The organism is Roseovarius gaetbuli, assembly GCF_900172365.1.
In the GTDB taxonomy this organism is placed as follows: domain Bacteria; phylum Pseudomonadota; class Alphaproteobacteria; order Rhodobacterales; family Rhodobacteraceae; genus Roseovarius; species Roseovarius gaetbuli.
The window spans coordinates 1-17,701 of sequence record NZ_FWFJ01000057.1 but is presented as its reverse complement, the minus strand read 5'-3'; the positions used below and the strand labels follow the sequence as shown (position 1 = coordinate 17,701).

Below are 17,701 nucleotides of genomic sequence, written 5' to 3'. Positions count from 1 at the left end.
CGATCAAGGACGCGACCGTGAAACGTTTCCACTACGACGACCACAATCAGCTCCGCACCCACCTGGCGGACTTCATGGCAGCCTACAACTTCGCACGCAGACTCAAGACCCTCAGCGGGCTCACGCCCTACGAATACATCTGCAAGATCTGGACATCTGAGCCAGACAGATTCATCTTAAATCCGATCCACCAGATGCCGGGACTGAACACCTAAGTGAGATGGCGCCAGCGATTCTCCTTGCTATGGGTCATAACGTAAAAAAGGTTTGTCCTGAACAGTTCCTGAACTAACCTGCCCGCATATGCCATGCATTTGGAGGTGAAATGGGGCGGATTCTTCTACCGGCGCTGGCTCTCATCTGCCTCATCGCGGCAAGGTATCTTGCCGACCAAGTTGGTATAAACGGGCTACCGGCACCGGTCGGCGAATGGATTGACCCTCTCCGTCTTTCCGAAGCCGCTATCTGGCTTTGCATGGCTTGGGTCGCAAAGCGCGCGATCGAGGTTGCCCTCCGGCGTGGGCGCAATGGGAGCGATGAAGAGCGCATTCCCAGCATTGCCTTTGATTTTTTGGGCGTCTTGCTGTTCCTCGTGGCAATTATCGCGATCGCGGGGTTGGTGTTCGATCAGCCGGTCTCCGGGCTGTTGGCAACATCCGGCATCCTGACCGGAGTTGTCGCCTTTGCCGTGCGTGACCTCATCGCGGACATCTTCACCGGCATCGCTCTTGCCATTGAGCGTCCGATCCGGATTGGCGACTGGATTCAGTTCGACGAAGGAACACCTCAGAGAACAGGTCGTGTCGTCGAGATGAACTGGCGAGCGGTCCGCATGGTAACCGTACAGGGAAGAACCATCGTGTTTCCCAACAACGCACTGTCGCGGCGTGATTTCGTCAACCTGAGCCTTCCCGAGCGCCATTTTCGGACAGTGAAACGGATCGTGGTGGATTTCAGCGTCCCGGCCGAGCGTGCCGCGGACATAATCATGTCCGCGATCCGGGCGACCCCAGGCGTGGTCCCGTCCCAGAAGCCTCTGGTGTTGATAGACGAACTCGTTGAGCGCGGCACACTCTTCAGCTTTCACTTCTGGGTTCCCGACTACCCAAAAATGTTCATGATCGAACGTCAAGTGGTCGAGAACGTTCTGCATTTTCTGGACCAGGCGGGATATGCGCCTTCCTATCCGAAACTTGAAGCGGACATCGCCTGGCAAAGTGTCAGCGAGATAGATGCAAGCTTCGACTTGCCTGATCTGCTACACCGCGTTCCGCTGTTCAGCAAGCTTTCCGAAGAGGAACGACTGCATCTCGCGCATCAGTCCAAGGAGGTCCAGGCTCGCGCAGGTCAGGCACTCGTCGCCGAAGGCGATGCAGGCGAGACCCTATTCGTTGTTCTGGCCGGACTTGCTGCGGTCCATAAATCCGTCGAAGGCAAGCTCTGTCGCATTGGCCAAGTTGAGCCGGGACAGGTCTTTGGAGAGATGTCCTTCCTGACGGGCGAACCCCGTTCTGCGACTGTAATCGCCGAGATCGACTCTGTTCTCGTCGAAGTCGAGCGCGGAGCAATGCAGGCGATTGTAAGGGAAAATCCCGAGATCATTGATCAGATGGGCGAGATTCAGGCCTCTCGGATGAATGCGCAGGAAATCGGCGTCTCCACTGACGGGACCAGGGAACTCGACGACCCGGGGTTCGCCGGAAAACTCGTGAAGCGCATCAGGCTAACGTTTGGTCAGCCAGGCTAGGTTTCTGCGAAAGTAAAGGCTTATCCTAGGAACGTTGTCCGCTTGGTCCGCAAAGCTGACGTCGACGCGCATCGCAGCGAAGGTCCTGAATCCTGCCCATGTACGCAGGGCCGTCGCTCTCAGTCCAAAGGACACATTGAGTGCACCCTCTTCGTGCCAGCATCTCAAACAGCGATCGTCCGTGCTTCGGTGAATTCTGACCCCGGGAGAGGAATGGCTCAACATCCCGGGAGCCACCGATGAAGATTTCCAGAGACCAAGCGAAGTCCTAGAAAATTGCATGTATAAGATGGGGATGGCTTACGGCGCCGCAGCTGTCCTAGGCCTCAAACCTCCCGTGTGGTTCGTGTCGACCAGATAATTCGACGAACAGGCTAAGAATGCGGGGCTTTTCCGGCATTCGGCGGCAACCTGAGACGGGTTTGGAATTGTCTGACAGCACCATTTTTTTGAGCGATGTCGGATCATGGGCCAATTGTTGCCATGATGTGATCATATTTTCGGTGCAGCCTCACACGTTCTGATTGAGTGTTTTGAATCTCTTTGTGCTTCCCTAGCTGCCAACTGGAAAGACCACGACGTGCAAAACAATATTACCTTTTTGGAAGAGCATGAGACCGACGAACTCTCCCCCGGGGGTACGCTGCTGTACGGGCAGTACACGATTGAACGTCACCTAATCGACGGTGGGTTCGGTATGACCTATCTGGCCCGCGATAGCCTGAACCGTCATGTTGTCGTCAAAGAGTGCTTCCCCAGTTCCATTTGCCGCCGGATCAACGGCGAGGTGCGCCCACGCAAACCTTGCTATTTGGACCAATACCAAAGTGTCATTCGCAACTTTTTGCGAGAGGCGCTGAGGCTCGCGAAATTCGAACATCCCAACATTGTTAAGGTTCACCAGGTTTTTCAGGAAAACAACACGGCATACATCGCAATGGACTTTGTCGATGGCATGGATCTTTTGTCGATACTGGATATCGACCCGGGGCGCCTCAGCAACACCCTGCTTCAAACATTGCTGGGCGAAACACTCAATGCATTGGATCATGTGCATGACTTTGGCATGCTGCATCGCGATATCTCACCGGACAATCTGTTGCTGGACGCTCAGAACAATTTGACGCTGATCGACTTTGGGGCCGCGCGCGAAGATGCTCGCAACCCGAAACGGGTGCTTTCCACTGTCTTGTCCGTGAAGGATGGCTATTCACCTCATGAATTCTACTACACGGATAGCTCGCACGAGCCATCCAGTGATCTCTACTCTGTCGGTGCAACCTTCTATCACCTGATCGCAGGTTATCCGCCGCCGGATTGTCAGAAACGCCTCGCGGCTTTGAGTTCGGGCCAACCTGATCCGTTCAAACCGCTTACCTCGGAATCGAGGGCGTTTGATCAGGCTTTTCTGGCATCAATCGACAAAGCCCTTTCGGTTTCGCAGCAAAAGCGCTTTCAGTGTGTAAGTGACTGGTTGAACGTTCTCAGGACCTGTGAGGCCACGCCCTTGCAACAGGATTATATTGCGGCATCTCCGCAAGAGAGTGCACCACAGGTCGACGATCTTGATCCAAGCGTGGCAGAAGCAATTTCATCGCTTGTGGAGGACACCAACAGCAGCCTCGAACCGGTCCTCGACCCGCGGGCCAGGCAGCAACATGCCAAAGCACCCGCCACATCCGAGAAAGACGATCAGCCCAACCGGCTTGTCGATATGTTCGGCTGCCCGATTGATGACGTCGATGCATGGCTGCGCGAACAGGAAAAACTATCAAAACGACAACGGAACGAAGCGCGTCAGCTAAATCAGAAAGCCGAAAAAGAAGCCCCCTCTAAAGCTGAAGGCACCGGCTTTACGTTGTCGCGTGTGTTCAGCGCTCTTGTCAAAAGACGGCGCCGTTCGGCCGAAAAAATAAGAACCTGAAAGGAACTAAAATGAAGTTTATTCGCGATATCATTGGCGAAAAACGCCACATGAGTCATCAGGCAAATGGCGTCTCGGCAGCCAAAGAGGCGAGCAGCCCTCTAAAAGATGAGCTCCTGTCGCAATCAGATTCTGCGCCTGCGGTAGACCAGCAGCAGCTTGAAGCACTGATTAGCGATATGACCATTGAGGATGTTGCGACGCCCGCCCCGGAGAGTGCCCATGCCAGCGAGCCGCAACAAAATAAGGTCGAAGACTTTTCAGGTAGTCTGGCCAACTTTTTCGTAGATCAGGATGTGGCCAGTTGCGACGTCGAAGAGGACGGAGCGGATGAGCAACCTGTCGTGAGCTGGATTGCTGAGCCGAAATATCGCATACCGGAGATTTCTGAGACAGCGCAGGACGGGAAGGTTGATTGCGCAGCGCCAGTGGTTCAGCCCCCCCTTGAGCAAAGCGTTGATCCAGTCGAGAGAACACCGGCGGCGACGTCACCGTTTCATCATGACACCTCTGAAATGGATCAAGAGACACCGGTTGCGTCACCAGAGCCGCCTCAGGCGATGCCGCAGCCGACGCCCAAGGCACAGGATGCCTTTCAGGCGGTCGACGTTCCGCAACCCGCTGTGGGCCGCCAGGGCCGGGTGAAGACCCGGCTTCTTGGCTTCAGCAGCAGTCAGGACGCCGACATTGACCCCATTACGGGGGGCGCAGATGCAAAGCCTGCAGCTCACACCAATTTCCCGCTTGGGTGGTTGATCGTCGTCGCTGGCCCGGGTCGAGGCGCCGCATTCACGCTGTTCAATGGGGTTAGCAAAATCGGCCGTGGCAAAGATCAGACTGTGCCGCTTGATTTCGGTGATAATAGCATTTCGCGAGAAAATCATGCCGCGATTGCCTATGACCCCGCGAAGAAAATATTCTTTATCGGTCACGGCGGTAAGGCAAACCTGGTACGCCGGAATGACCGCCCGGTCCTGAGCACCGAAGAACTGTCAGCGGGTGATGAGATCACGATTGGTGAAACAATGCTTCGCTTTGTTCCGCTTTGTGGCGCGGATTTTACCTGGGAAGAATCGAAAGAGAGGGACTGGTCCCATGCATCCAACGGTTGATCTTGTTTATGACACGTCGATGGCGATGGTTCTGGGGCGCCGCGAACGGCAGGAAGATGCCGTGGTTTCGGACTTCTCATCAGGAGAGGCATTTGGATTTGTGGTGCTGGCCGACGGAATGGGCGGGCATGCCGCAGGTGATGTCGCCAGCAAGATCGTCGTCACCGAAGTGTTCAGCGAACTGAAACTGCAATCCGGTGATCCGGAGTTGTTAGAGCCTCATATCGGCGAGGTGCTGCAGAGGGCAGCCGTCAGTGCGAACAAATGTGTCGGAATGTATTCGCGCGAGGTTCCCGAGGCGCACGGCATGGGCGCTACCTTGCTGGCACCGGTGTTGATACATGACCGGCTGTACTGGGTATCGGTTGGCGATAGCCCGCTCTACCTGTTCCGGAGCGGCGTGCTCGAACGCCTGAACGAGAACCATGCCCTTATGTCCCAAATAGATTACCTGGTTGAGAACGGGATCATGGGCCGTGAAGAGGCCGTCAATTACCCTGACCAAAGCTGTCTGACATCTGTGCTGATCGGCCGGGACATTGCCCAGCTTGATTGTCGGACCGTGCCGGTACAGATCAAGGACGGCGACATTCTTATTGTTGCCAGTGATGGACTGCAATTTCTTTGCGAAGAACAGATCGAGGGCGTCCTGCGCTTCACGCAGAAGCGTTCAGCAGAAGATATAGGCGCGGCCCTGATGAAAGAGGTCCAGAAGCTGGATGACCCCAGCCAGGACAATGTATCTTTGTGCGTCGTGAAAGTTATGGCGCAGGGTGCCGGGACGGTTGTGAATGATCAGGTTCAAGATCAAACCATGTCGCGCTCTCAGCAACACGGCAACACGTCGATTACAATCATGGCAAAGGTGATGCGGAAGAAGAAGGCAACAGGATGATGAATTCTCGGGGAGACCTCCGTTGAACCAGGCAATTAGGATCAACCCGGTTATCGATCGGTTGGAAAACATATTAGGCAGGGGCGACATTCCGGCCCCCTATGACCGCTGGGGCGCGCGTCTGCTGGCGCATCTGACAAAGCCAGTGCAGGTTGTCGTGACCGGCCTCGCCGGAAGCGGCAAGTCGACTCTGATTGAAATGATGTCGACACAACCTGTTATCGGCCAGCATTTGGAAGTACCTATCATAGAACTGGCCTATGGCGAAAAAGAGCGCGCTCTGTTCGAAAGACAGGACGGCTCAATGACCGGTTTCCCGGGGTTTCTGAAGGATTGCGAATGTCCTCAGGATTCAATCCGTGCCCGACAAGAATTGCCCGATACGAAACTGATCAGCCAAACTTTTGTTGAGATCGGACTTTCGGGCGATCTTGCGCAAAAACGAGCGATCCTTAGTTCCGCATGCGAGCGCGCGGACATCATCATTTGGTGTAGTCAGGAGTTTTCCCAAGAAGAGCAGCACCTGTGGGCAAGCGTGCCCGACCAGATTAAGGATCACAGCTTTTTGGTTCTGACCATGGCGGACCGCCAGTTGATGCGCGATGTGCTGTCACAGAATATTGCCCGGCTGGAACCCATCGTGGCGGATGAATTCATGGGGCTTTATCCCGTGGCCACCATTCAGGGGATCGCGGCGCAGACATCCGGCGAGGGCCTGAATCAGGCCCTCTGGACGTCGAGTGGAGGAAAGCACCTGATGGATCCGGTGCTCCGACAGATCAAGCAGGGGCGCGGCGCCGATGTCGATCAGGCCCAGATTTTCCTGGATCGCCTGGCAGCACGAACGCCGGAGGTCGATGCCGAGGGGCGCGAGGCCCCGCAGATGCCGGATCCGGTTGCCATAAATGGCCGGGACACCAAGGAAAAGAGCGAGGTCGCGGCAAGAGCGGATGACGTGGCTGTGGATGTCGTGGCGCCGGATGGGCGCTCCGTTGCCCTGTTGTCCGAAGCCGTTGACATGCTTCAACAGCGCGCCCGCAAGATGCTTGATGAAATGGACCATAGTGACGATCTGGATGCCGGGGCCATTCTAAATAGTTGTACGGAGGCGATGTCGTCTCTTGCAGGATTGCTTGACACGTCTCCGGTAGATGACCCCGCCACCCAAGGTGCGCGCGAAGACGTGCAGGAGGGCGAAGAAATGCTGATGCTGTTCCAACTGGAACACAGCGAGGAGGCTGCGCTGGACGCCGTAACCCTGCTTTTGCAGATAAGAAAGGAGCTTATAGACAAAGTCGTCTGATGAAGGCTTTTCAACTTCAGGAATCTTTCCTCAGACACGTCCAATTATCAACACATTTAGTTACCATTTTTGCCATGGCAAAAGTGCGCAACGCTTGGTTGTTCCGAGTTTTCAAAAACGGCGAAATGTACCCGCAACGCAAATGACACCGGAAATCTAATGAACATTGAAGTTGAAATTGATCCTGCCACCAATATCCGGGCTTCAGCGCACCGAACCAATCTGAGTTCTGGCATGGAAGACCTTGCAGCTTTCGCCCAAAAGGCTTCAGAGCTTGAAGGCGCACTGGATAGGCTTGTCGATCTGACCGGAGAAGAATCGCGCCGGTCTGTGTCACGCCTCAAGGATCAACTTGCGGCGTTTGAACCCTCAGTCACGGTCCTTGGTCAGGTGAAATCAGGGAAAACATCGCTGATCAATGCCATGACCGGCTGGGCCGATTTGTTGCCTTCGGATGTCAATCCCTGGACCTCTGTGGTCACATCCCTTCACCTGACCCCCGCCGCCGAAAATGGTGAGACCGGGGCACGTTTCCAGTTTATGACCGAAGAGGAATGGGATCGCCTGACCACCAAGGGCGGCAGGATTGGTGAATTGGCCGGACGCGCCGGCGCAGAAGGCGAACTGAACAAGATACGCGAACAAATCCACTCCATGCGCGAGAAATCCCGCAGGCGCCTCGGCAGAAATTTTGAATTGCTGATGGGGCAGGAACATGAGTACGGATATTTCGACAAGAACCTGCTTGAGCGGTATATTTGCCTAGGCGACGATTTTGATGTGCCGGATCACGACCCGGCCAGTGATGATCAGGGCCGATTTGCAGATATAACCCGTTCGGCCGAGCTTTACCTGAATTGCCATACTATGCCGTTTCGTCTGTGTCTTCGCGACACACCCGGCGTCAACGACACGTTCATGATGCGCGAAATGGTGACGATCAGAGCCATCCGCGACAGCCGCGTGTGTGTGGTTGTCCTGTCTGCGGGGCAGGCACTGACCTCTGTAGATATGGCGTTGGTCAGGATGATCTCGACCCTCAAGTCGCGCGAAGTAATCATCTTCGTGAACCGCATTGATGAATTGTCCGATCCGGCCAATCAGATGATCGAGATCGAGGAAAGCATTCGCGGGACGCTGAAGAACAATGATGGTCCTCAGGACGCACAGATCATTTTCGGTAGCGCCTACTGGGCGGGTAAGGTTCTGCATGGAGAGTTGGGCGACATGTCCGAAGCCAATGCCGATGCGTTGCTGAACCTTACCAAAGCCGTTCTCGGTACAACAAAAATAGATCAGTCGCCGTCTGCCCATGTATGGGAATTGTCAGGATTACCCGCCCTCATGCGAGCACTGTCATCACAAATCGTGCTCAGCCTGGGCGAGCCATTTCTGAAGAAAATTGCATCTTCAGCCGTGGCAATTGCGACATCACAGAAAGCCGCGCGAACGGTAATGGTTGAAGGTAACGATTTCAAATCTGATGTCAGCATGTACGAGGTTCGAGCCGAATTCGAGCGGATGGCAGAGACGAACCTGAGCAGGTTCAAGGCATCAATGGCAGAAATTTTTGCCGAATATCATACACGCGCAGATCGCGTGCATGAGAACTTTATCGAGCGCGCAACACATTCATTGCTGGCTCACCTTGAGGTTTATGGTGACGAACAGATCTGGGAATATGACCCGGCCGGACTTCGCATTCTGTTGCGATCTGCATACTCGACCATGGGCAGCAAGGTCCGCAAGGATGCCGAGGCACACTATGAAGCCGCAGTATCTGACACGGCACATTTACTTTATCGCTGCTTTGGCCCGGCTGTCGAAGGTATTCAGCTCTCGGTCCCCGGCATCCCTCAAATTCCGTCGCCAGTCACCCTCGGGCAGACGATTGCGTTGGATTTCAATGATAGCTGGTGGGCGATGTGGTGGCGAAGAACGCGAGGCTACCAAGCCTTCGCCAAGCAGTTCCGAGAATTGATCCGCTCTGAGACAGACGACTTCATGACGCAAATGAAAGATGGCCAGACCTCCACCATTGAGGCCGACTTCGTAGAGGAACTGCGCGGTTTTCTTGAAGAGCAGAAAGGTATTCTGCTCGATCTGATTTCCGGAGCGCATCGCTCCGGGGGCGTGGAAGACATGTTCTGCGACAAAGATGAGCAAACGCGCAACCATGCGCTGAAAGAAACGCTCAGGACGCTGGAGCGTTACGTCAAATGACCAAGGAGAAGACATTGAACACTGAGAGTCTAAGCCCGGCACCATTGCCCCGAAAACCGCGCCTGGCGTTCATGGGCGAATTCAGCGCCGGGAAAAGCACGCTTTCCAAACTGTTTCTTGGGAATGCGCCACTGCCGGTACAGGTCACCGCAACCCGGCTTCCCCCGATCTGGATCAGCTACGGCGATGAGGCCGCAATTGCCGTGGATCGTGATGGCACCGAGAGAGAGATCGACATTGAAGATCTGGAAGCGATCTGCGTTGACGAAACCAGGATGGTCCGTTTGTACAACCGATCGGAAACTCTGGAGATATGTGATCTGATCGACATGCCCGGAATTTCAGACCCAAGCATGTCGTCGGATGTGTGGTTGTCCATGATCCAACACGTCGACAGCGTCGTATGGTGCACACAGGCAACGCAGGCATGGCGCCAATCCGAGGCGGCAGCATGGGACCTGATCAGGGAGCGGACGAACGGCGACAACATCCTGCTGGTGACACAGGTTGACAAACTTAGGGTTGAGCGCGATGTCGATCGTGTGATCAATCGCGTCCGCAAGGAAACCGAGGGTTTGTTCAAAGCGGTCTATCCGCTCTCGATTATCGAGGCGCTTGATGCAGGGGATGACTTTCACAAGTGGCAGGAGAGCGGAGCGGCGGAGTTTGTCGATCACCTTGTGGAACTGTTGCTGAACGCATCCGAAGAAGGCCGTTCCGCGCCGGTCGCATCGCAAGAAACGACCAAGTCTTCGCAAGTGCAGGATTTGCCGGACAGCGCGGCATCGGGCGCGCCGCAAGAGGTGGTGCGCACGTCGTTGGCCGAAACATCACCGTCCGCTCAAAATGCGTCTGCCGAACCTGTGGTCTACAAGTCGAGCAGTGTCATACCGAAACGAGTGCGCGTTCTGACCGAGATGCGCGGGCGCACCGCCCGGCCCAGCCCCTCGGTAGACGCCAACTGGTGAGAAAAATCATGAGGCAAAAGGGAGCAGTATGTTTGGAGGCCCGCACATCTATGTTCCGCCGATCTGGAGCGTGAAATGACCATATCCGAATGCCTTGACGAAATGCGATGCGGCGTGCCCGGCTGTTCGCTCGTTTCGTTCGGGGATCTGAAGACGGGCCTGGTCTTGCGCACAAGCGCCAAACGCCAGCACAAGCAGGACTATCTGGAAGAAATCATCCAACAGGCAGCTTTGAATTTCGGGTTGTCCGATGCTTTATCTGCGACTGATGGCCAAGCAGAAGAGACGGACCACAGCGTCATCCTGGCCACACCTGACGATGTACGCATCTTCGTCAGATCGCAAGAGAGCAAATCCGATGTCGTTTGCTGCGTGTGCGACCGTGCTGAGGCGGTCACACATGTAAAGGCATACGCAAAGAAGGTATTTCTAAAGGTGTCTGGGGCAGCCTGATGGTAAGAATTGCAAAAGCTCGCCAAATCGGATCTGAGGAAACAGAACGTCACTTGCGTGGTGCTTTGGTGCGTCTTGGCATGGATCGCGACGAGCTTCTGGCGGACATGCGGGAGACGGCGACAGACCATCAAAGCCTGTTGCGCATTATCATGCGGGAAATTGACGAGGCTGTCCTGCCACGCAAGATGGCATTGCTGTCTGATAGCGGAATTGAGGCGATGCTTGTTGCATCGAACCGGCGCCTGATCGAGCTGCGCACCAATGACACGGTCCAACAAAAAGCTGAGGGTGGCGACACAGAGCCAGAAGCCGCAGCGCGGGCCTATGCACAAACGATCAAGAAAATAGGCCAACAGGCAGTAGGAACAGCATTGCAGCGCATGGGCCGCGCGTTGAATCCATCCACAAGCGGCAAGTCCTGTTCGGCCGCACGATTGGCAGAGGTCAGTGAAACCTTGAGCCCCGAAAGCCGAGTGCATAATTTTTTGAAAATGATCCAACCGCGTGCGATAGGCTGGATCATGCACACGAACGAGGGTCGAGATATATGTCGCGAAGGGCCAGATGCCATACTGCTTCGCCTTGACAAACTCGAAGGGATCACCACCGCAAATCGCAGGGCGAAGGCAACCCTGCGCCGTCTGGACAACGCTGGACCGTCCTGCTCGGCTTTCGCGCTGGCGCCGGGTTTGCAAGTGATCGTTGCTGGGGAGGGCAACGATAGCCTGCTAGCGGCGATTTCCAACCAGGATAGGATCACGACCCTGGAAGACTGGCGAAACATTTTCGGCGAGGCGGCGCTGGCCGAAACAGTTTGACGTACAATTCACTGATTTGATTTGCGCGCCCCATGGTCAAGCCTGTCCCAGGCATTAGTGGCCAATTGGCGCTTCCCGTTGACTTCAGAGGGCGCGCCCGCAGTTCGGGGGACGGGACGGAAGTGTGGCCAAGAAGCCGCAACTTCTACCTACAATTAAACTTTTCCGGTACAACGCAAGGGTGCGGGCCTTCACAGCTGCAACGTTAGAGCGTATTAAGGCAAAAAAAAGACGAGCAGTCTATGAACCGTACGTGGTCGCCCTTCTGGGCTCAGGCACTCACACCAACTGCGCCGATATCTAAAGGTATTGATGTTGACGATCGGCATGCCCGTTCGCAGAATCGAGTAACCAGTTCTACGAAACGAAACGAAACGTTCCTCGGTGAACCAATCGATCACATCAGGTCAACGACCATTTCGTTTCGAAATATGAATGAATATGGCGGACTGTTGGTAAATTACCTTGAAGTCAGAAAATTGATTTTTCTGGACCAACTCGGCTGGCATGTTTCTGAAACTGACGGAATGGAGTTCGACCAATACGATACGCCATTCTGCCGCTGGATTGTGGTTCACCAGTTCGGCGAAGTTATTGGCGGCGTCCGCATGGTTCCCACCACGGCAAAATGTGGCCCCTTCAGCTATATGCTGAGAGATGCGCAAAAGGGTTTGTTGGACGATATTCCAACCGACATTCTTTTTTTTGAGGCCCCGGTTGAGCATAGTGTATGGGAAGCCACCCGGTTCTTCATTGCAAATGCCGTTCCTGCGCAACAGCGTCAAAGGGTCCAGAGTTTATTGTTTCGGTCAATGTGCCAGACTGCGATGGATAATGGCGCGGCGCACGTTCTAGGTATTGTGCCCGCTCTATGGGCTCGGTGGGCCCGGCGTTTGGGTGTGAATGCAACGCCCATAGGAGCAAAGTTTTCCATCGACGGGACCGCGAGCCAGTGTGTTTTGTTCAAGGTCGATGACTTTATATCCTGAGTGACCCACTCGCAGATTTTTGATCGGCGCGAACTTTGGAAGACAATGCCCGGCTGATGCCTTGTATTGTTTGGCATTTGAAAACAATGATATATTTTCGTCTTGTTTTCGGCAAAATTCAAAGAAGATAACCTATCTTAGGCCTCAAATTGAGCACAGTTATATATGATTAATGGTCCACTAATCCGTATCAAACGGTCGGTGGGTGAAGCAAATGTCTATTGAAGGAAATAGCCGTTTCCAACGCAAAATGGAAATCCGGGCTAACAAGCAGTCGGGCTTCAGAATTTTGGTCGTAGATGACGAGCCAAGCATTCTGGAAGTTGTGAAAACGGCGCTAGAAACGCTGGAAGATTATCAAGTTTCAACTGCAAGCAATGCAGCCTCGGCACTTGACGTGATCCAGGGTGCCGAAAAGCCGTTCGACTGTATCCTGCTTGATATCCAGATGCCGGATATGAACGGCATTGATCTTCTCCGGCAGCTGCGGGTAATTCCAGAATATGTAGAGACACCCGTTCTCATGCTCACCGCCATGAGCGATCGCAAGTATATTGATGATGCGTTCGCGGAAGGTGCGACAGACTATGTAAACAAGCCCTTCGACTTTCTCGAACTACGCAGCCGCATCAAGTGCGCGTATAGTCTTGTACAGTCACGCCGCAAAACCGAAAAAAGCATGCAATGCGCAAGCGATCTAAAATGCAAACTGGAGACTATCCAGCAATTGGATTTCGAAGATCCAATTTCACTTAACGGGCTGAAAAACTTTCTCCGATATATCGAATTTGACAACTACGCGGCCCAACTCGCGCGGCGCAAGATGTTTGGTTCACAAGCCATTTCCGTCATATTGCAGGATGCCGATCTCTTTTATCACCATGTTGGTTGTGAAGGCTTTCGGGACGCCATCCAGGACGTGGCATCTTGCATTCAAGGCGCCGCAGATGACATGGATTTTGTTTTCTCATACCGTGGCAAAGGCGTTTTCCTAATTATTTTGCATGGCCAGAAAGTGACGGATTCCATCCTTGGAACAGTAAGTCTTGGCGAGATGATAGGCGCGCAACTAAGACAGCATGTAACGGATGAGCGTGTCGAGGTCCTGGCAGGAGAGCCGGTATCGATGCGCCTGTTGTCCCGGAGCACCGCGACCGGAGCACTTAAAAGAGCCATTGACTGCGCCAAGGATCTTGAAACCGAGATACGGAAAAACGACTACGCGAAAAGTTTCGATGTAGACGGCTATTGTCTCCCTCCGAAAAAGGGGAAAAAGCGGGTTTATGAACGCGTGTTGCGAGAACTATTTGGTGAAGACAGCTATCTGAACATCGAGTAGATTTTTCGCGAGAACTGTTTCCCGCTCCAGCTTGGCACCGAGTGTTGACAGGGTACACTTCAACCCCACCCACAACAGATCACCGACCATTCGCCCGGATATTTCCGCTGCCCTTGCCGAACATGACGCGCATGGTTAACACTCCTTTGGCATCCGTTTCGATTGCGGAAGTAATAGGGACGAGCCCCACGGCACGGTCGTATCGTTGACTGGATGTTTTGGGCTGAGTTAATGAAATCGTTTCCGAATTTTTCTGGTGGCTATGTTTGAGTCTTGCAACGCCCTCATATGGGGTGTGGAGGTGAAAACAAAAGCCAATGGTTGGCAATTTGGGGTGGGGGTGATGATGACGACACCAGTGTCATTCGAGGCGGTGCCAATTGCGGCCAAGCTTGCAACAAAACCCGTCGGTCTGATGGAGTTTGCGCGGCTGGCCGGACGAAATATGCTTGAGGTCATTCCAATTGAAACCTCGGTCGAAACCTACGTTCGGGGGCCTTTGAATATTCACTACATTTGTGATCCCGAAATTATTACGGAACTTTTAGTCGGTAGTGGGCGACATTTTCCGAAGGCCAAATTCACCAAGGACATTATCGGTTCAGCAGTCGGTAACGGTCTTATCTTGGCTGAAGGTGAAAAATGGAGAAAACAGCGTCAGCGGTATTCCCCTTTGTTTGCGGCGCGGAACTTGCCGCTTCTGGCAACACATTTTTCTGAAACCGGCATCGAGGTCGCGGATTCCTTATGTGAAGGGCACGGGATTGTAGACGTGACACAAATGGCGTCGGCCTCCACCATTACGAATATTTCACGGGTCATCTTTTCCGGGAACGAAGAGGTGTCGGCGGAAGAAATAAGGGCCGGGCTGAAGATATACTTCGAATACATCTCAGAGATTTCGCTTTTTGATCTTATGCGGTTGCCGAAATGGATTCCGCGGCGGAAATGGTTGCGGAGTAAAAAGCCAGTTAGAAATATGCGAGTTCTTGCGCGGCAGGTCATCGAAAACAGGCGTGAGGAGAACCGGGACATTCCGCAGGATTTCCTGGACTTGATGATTGCGGCGCTGGACGATGACTATGAGGATATCGCGACTACGGTTGACAATCTGCTCACATTTGTCGTCGCAGGGCATGAGACATCCGCCAATGCGCTGGCCTGGGGATATTATCTTTTAGCGCTGTATCCCGAGGTGCAGACGATGATTCGAGAGGAGATTTTGTCCATCTGTCCCGACGGGCCTGTGACGTTTGATGATATTCAGAAAATGGATCTGCTGAGGGCACATATCAATGAGACGCTGCGTCTCTATCCCTCGGCTGCATTTTTTGCCCGCGATGCCGCGGAAAACCTGACGATCAAGGGCATTACGTTCAAGAAGGGGGATGCACTCTTCTTTCCCGTCTATTCACTTCATCGCAACGAGAAACTCTGGAAAGAGCCGAACCTCTACCGGCCCGGTCGATTTCTGACCGACAAGTTTCCTCGTGGTCAATTTATACCTTTCGGAGCCGGGCCAAGGGTTTGTATTGGCGCACAATATGCAGAAACCGAAATCATGGTTCTGATTGCCAGTGTTCTGCGCAAGATCGAATTTTCGTTGACCGATGTTCCCATTCCACGTCCCGTTCTGACGTTCACGATGCGCCCGGAAGGACCGATGATTCTGAATGCGACACCTGTCTGAACGGTCTTACGGCAAGAGAAGATTTTGCGTGTACTCGCAAATTCAAGCTGATCTGTTCTATCGAGTGAAATGCAAAATGCTCAAGGCAGTTCTGGTGGCACTCTGTGGGCGAGAAATTCAGTGAAAAAGGTGGTCCCGCATCCAATTTCGCTTACGTAATCAATTATACCGTTATGATTTTCCACAATCTCTTTTGAGATGTTCATTCCTAGACCACTTCCTGCCGCTCGACGCTGGTCGGAAGAATCCAACTGACTGAAGCGACCGAAAACCTTGCTTTCTGCCCCGTCAGGGATTCCGCAGCCTGTGTCTTTCACGTAAATTCTGACCTTGACGCCGATGCTCTCGTATCCAACGGTCACCGTCCCGCCCTCCTTGGAGAACTTTGCCGCATTTGAAATCATGTTCGCCATGACCTGCATGAGGCGGGTTTCATCCCCTTCGATCACCAGGGGGGTGTCCTCCGGGCATTCCTCGACAAGGGTTACATTATGCGCGGTCGCAAAGCCGACGTTGCTGTTGACCGCTTCACTGACAAGAGCCTGAACGCTCAGGAAGTCCTTGCGATAGTTCATTTCCCCGGCTTCGATTTTTTGCAGGTCAAGTACATCGTCAATCAGATTGGACAAGCGTTTGCTGTTCTTGCCAGCCATGTTCAGAAGACTTTTCATCTTTTCCGGAATCTCGCCCATCGCGCCTGAATTCAGAAGGTCAAGCGATCCCCTGATCGAGGTAAGTGGCGTGCGAAGTTCGTGGCTGACCGTCGATATAAACTGGGACTTTACGATGTAGGCGGCTTTTGTTCGCTCATGTTCCTGCCTGAGCGCCTCAAGCTGTGCCAGATTTTTTCGATAGAGTCTCAGGAAGACGATTGAACAGTCGATCAGAAAATACATCACAAAGATGACCGTGAAAAAGTGCAGCCAAAGCTCTGAATCCAAGCTGGGTTGCGATATCCAGATATCCGTGAATACGATGACCAAAAAGGATAATCCGTACATTGCCAACCTGATGCCCAACGCCAGCACCAGTTGGTGGTTGTTCATGGCAGCAAACAGTGCAGCCGCAAAAAGAAAGAATAATGGCGTGAAATGGCCACCGAGTTCCTGTTTGAAGGCAACGGATACGGCATAGAGACAGATTGCAGCAGAGCTTAAGATCGTATTCAGAAGAATCCATACCAGGCTGGAGTGTATGGCCCGCTTTTGATTGACGTGCAGCCGTCTAACACGTCTGGCAATTATGATATCCTGAAGTTCGCAAAAGACGATCGTGCAATAGAAGATCGCGGCATTGACTGCATCAAAGTAAAAAGCCGTCAGCAGTGTGCTCGCAAGATAGATGGCCTGACGCTGCCAGAGCAGCGCGAATGCACCCCAAGTATAGTCTTTCAGGTTTTGAAGCAGTTTGGCGTCGGCCGCCGAAGCCGAATCTTTCGGCTGATCAACTCCAGAAAGCCTCATGATTTGACCTGTCTAAATTTCTGTTATCTTTTAAACGAATGGTATTGTCGCATAATCTTATGGAAGGAATGGGTCTGCTTTCCGGTTAAAGTTTGTCATTCTGTCTGAAATGTGCCGACGTCACACAGAACGGGCCAGAGGGCATCAAGCATTTTCGACCAGTTTGCAGTCTGATGATCTTGTTTTAGTTGCCTTTTGCCGTTGATGCGTATCGTCGGGCGTGCTTGAAGCGAGCTATGCCCGAAAGTTGGTGACGGCTTGATCAGGCGGCGTTTTGAAGTTGCTTGATTCCGTCTTTGCATGCAATCCCATCGATTATCTCGGGCATGCGGTTGGCCCCGTCCAGTTTGCGCCACTTGGTCTGGGCTGACATCATGAGTTTGAACGCCATTGCCAATCCGGTTTTTCGGCTGAGGCACCCTTTGGTTTTGCCAGTGCGATGTCGGACCGTGGCGAAGGTGCTTTCGATGGGATTGGTGGTGCGGATGTGCTTCCAATGCTCAGCTGGGAAGTTATGGAAGGCCAGCAGCACATCGCGGTCTCTGGCCAGTTTTCCTACGGCTTTATCGTATTTCACGCCGTAGGTTTTGACGAAGAAATCAAAGAGAGGTGGTCCTAGTTTTTCGACCAGTTTGCAGCCCTGTTAAGGTGGATCAGGGTTTCATGTCAGGCTGCTAATCTCGTTGGTTCTGTTTTGCTTGCATAGGCCTCATTCGGGGTCAAGATGCCGTGGGTGGAGTGCGGCCGTTCGGCGTTGTAATAGGCCAGCCATTT

At 53.4% G+C, this 17,701-nt stretch carries 13 protein-coding genes and 2 pseudogenes; 13 read left to right on the top strand and 2 right to left on the bottom strand.

Going from position 1 to position 17,701, the window contains the following annotated elements; genetic code table 11:
- The 13 genes and pseudogenes from ROG8370_RS17990 to ROG8370_RS17930 form a co-directional block, all read left to right on the top strand.
- Nucleotides 1-215: pseudogene (locus ROG8370_RS17990) on the top strand (IS3 family transposase); the annotation flags it as partial.
- A 110-nt stretch (nucleotides 216-325) separates the two neighbouring features.
- Nucleotides 326-1,747 (top strand): cyclic nucleotide-binding domain-containing protein, encoded by a 1,422-nt coding sequence (locus ROG8370_RS17985; RefSeq protein WP_085828530.1) that lies wholly within the window; start codon nucleotides 326-328, stop codon nucleotides 1,745-1,747.
- Between the two features lie 580 nt (nucleotides 1,748-2,327).
- Nucleotides 2,328-3,671, top strand: a complete 1,344-nt coding sequence (locus tag ROG8370_RS17980; protein ID WP_139838212.1) for a serine/threonine protein kinase — start codon at nucleotides 2,328-2,330, stop codon at nucleotides 3,669-3,671.
- Between the two features lie 11 nt (nucleotides 3,672-3,682).
- Nucleotides 3,683-4,783, top strand: coding sequence for an FHA domain-containing protein (locus tag ROG8370_RS21105; protein ID WP_085828528.1), 1,101 nt, complete (start codon nucleotides 3,683-3,685; stop codon nucleotides 4,781-4,783).
- Complete coding sequence (locus ROG8370_RS17970; protein WP_085828527.1) at nucleotides 4,767-5,678, top strand: PP2C family protein-serine/threonine phosphatase; 912 nt, start codon at nucleotides 4,767-4,769, stop codon at nucleotides 5,676-5,678. The genes ROG8370_RS21105 and ROG8370_RS17970 overlap by 17 nt, the downstream gene beginning before the upstream one ends.
- Before the next feature lie 22 nt (nucleotides 5,679-5,700).
- Nucleotides 5,701-6,981, top strand: a complete 1,281-nt coding sequence (locus tag ROG8370_RS17965; RefSeq protein WP_085828526.1) for a hypothetical protein — start codon at nucleotides 5,701-5,703, stop codon at nucleotides 6,979-6,981.
- A gap of 159 nt (nucleotides 6,982-7,140) precedes the next feature.
- Nucleotides 7,141-9,204, top strand: a complete 2,064-nt coding sequence (locus tag ROG8370_RS17960; protein ID WP_085828525.1) for a dynamin family protein — start codon at nucleotides 7,141-7,143, stop codon at nucleotides 9,202-9,204.
- Complete coding sequence (locus tag ROG8370_RS17955) at nucleotides 9,201-10,172, top strand: dynamin family protein (protein ID WP_085828524.1); 972 nt, start codon at nucleotides 9,201-9,203, stop codon at nucleotides 10,170-10,172. Before ROG8370_RS17960 ends, ROG8370_RS17955 begins: the two co-directional genes overlap by 4 nt.
- Before the next feature lie 75 nt (nucleotides 10,173-10,247).
- Nucleotides 10,248-10,625 carry a hypothetical protein gene (locus tag ROG8370_RS17950; protein WP_085828523.1) on the top strand — a complete coding sequence of 126 codons (378 nt, stop codon included), beginning with the start codon at nucleotides 10,248-10,250 and terminating at the stop codon, nucleotides 10,623-10,625.
- The gene (locus ROG8370_RS17945) at nucleotides 10,625-11,446 is read left to right on the top strand and encodes a hypothetical protein (RefSeq protein ID WP_139838211.1); all 822 of its coding nucleotides are present in this window, start codon (nucleotides 10,625-10,627) and stop codon (nucleotides 11,444-11,446) included. Before ROG8370_RS17950 ends, ROG8370_RS17945 begins: the two co-directional genes overlap by 1 nt.
- Before the next feature lie 242 nt (nucleotides 11,447-11,688).
- Nucleotides 11,689-12,435 (top strand): acyl-homoserine-lactone synthase, encoded by a 747-nt coding sequence (locus ROG8370_RS17940; RefSeq protein ID WP_245827491.1) that lies wholly within the window; start codon nucleotides 11,689-11,691, stop codon nucleotides 12,433-12,435.
- 214 nt (nucleotides 12,436-12,649) lie between these two features.
- Nucleotides 12,650-13,774 (top strand): response regulator, encoded by a 1,125-nt coding sequence (locus ROG8370_RS17935; protein WP_085828520.1) that lies wholly within the window; start codon nucleotides 12,650-12,652, stop codon nucleotides 13,772-13,774.
- Between the two features lie 301 nt (nucleotides 13,775-14,075).
- Nucleotides 14,076-15,464: a cytochrome P450 gene (locus tag ROG8370_RS17930; RefSeq protein WP_245827490.1), complete on the top strand. Its 1,389-nt coding sequence runs from the start codon at nucleotides 14,076-14,078 to the stop codon at nucleotides 15,462-15,464.
- Between the two features lie 80 nt (nucleotides 15,465-15,544).
- Here ROG8370_RS17930 and ROG8370_RS17925 read toward each other — a convergent pair whose 3' ends face one another.
- Both ROG8370_RS17925 and ROG8370_RS17920 read right to left on the bottom strand, forming a co-directional pair.
- Nucleotides 15,545-16,927 (bottom strand): sensor histidine kinase, encoded by a 1,383-nt coding sequence (locus ROG8370_RS17925; RefSeq protein ID WP_085828519.1) that lies wholly within the window; start codon nucleotides 16,925-16,927, stop codon nucleotides 15,545-15,547.
- 262 nt (nucleotides 16,928-17,189) lie between these two features.
- A pseudogene (locus ROG8370_RS17920) lies at nucleotides 17,190-17,531 on the bottom strand (transposase); the annotation flags it as partial.
- Nucleotides 17,532-17,701: the final 170 nt, after the last annotated feature.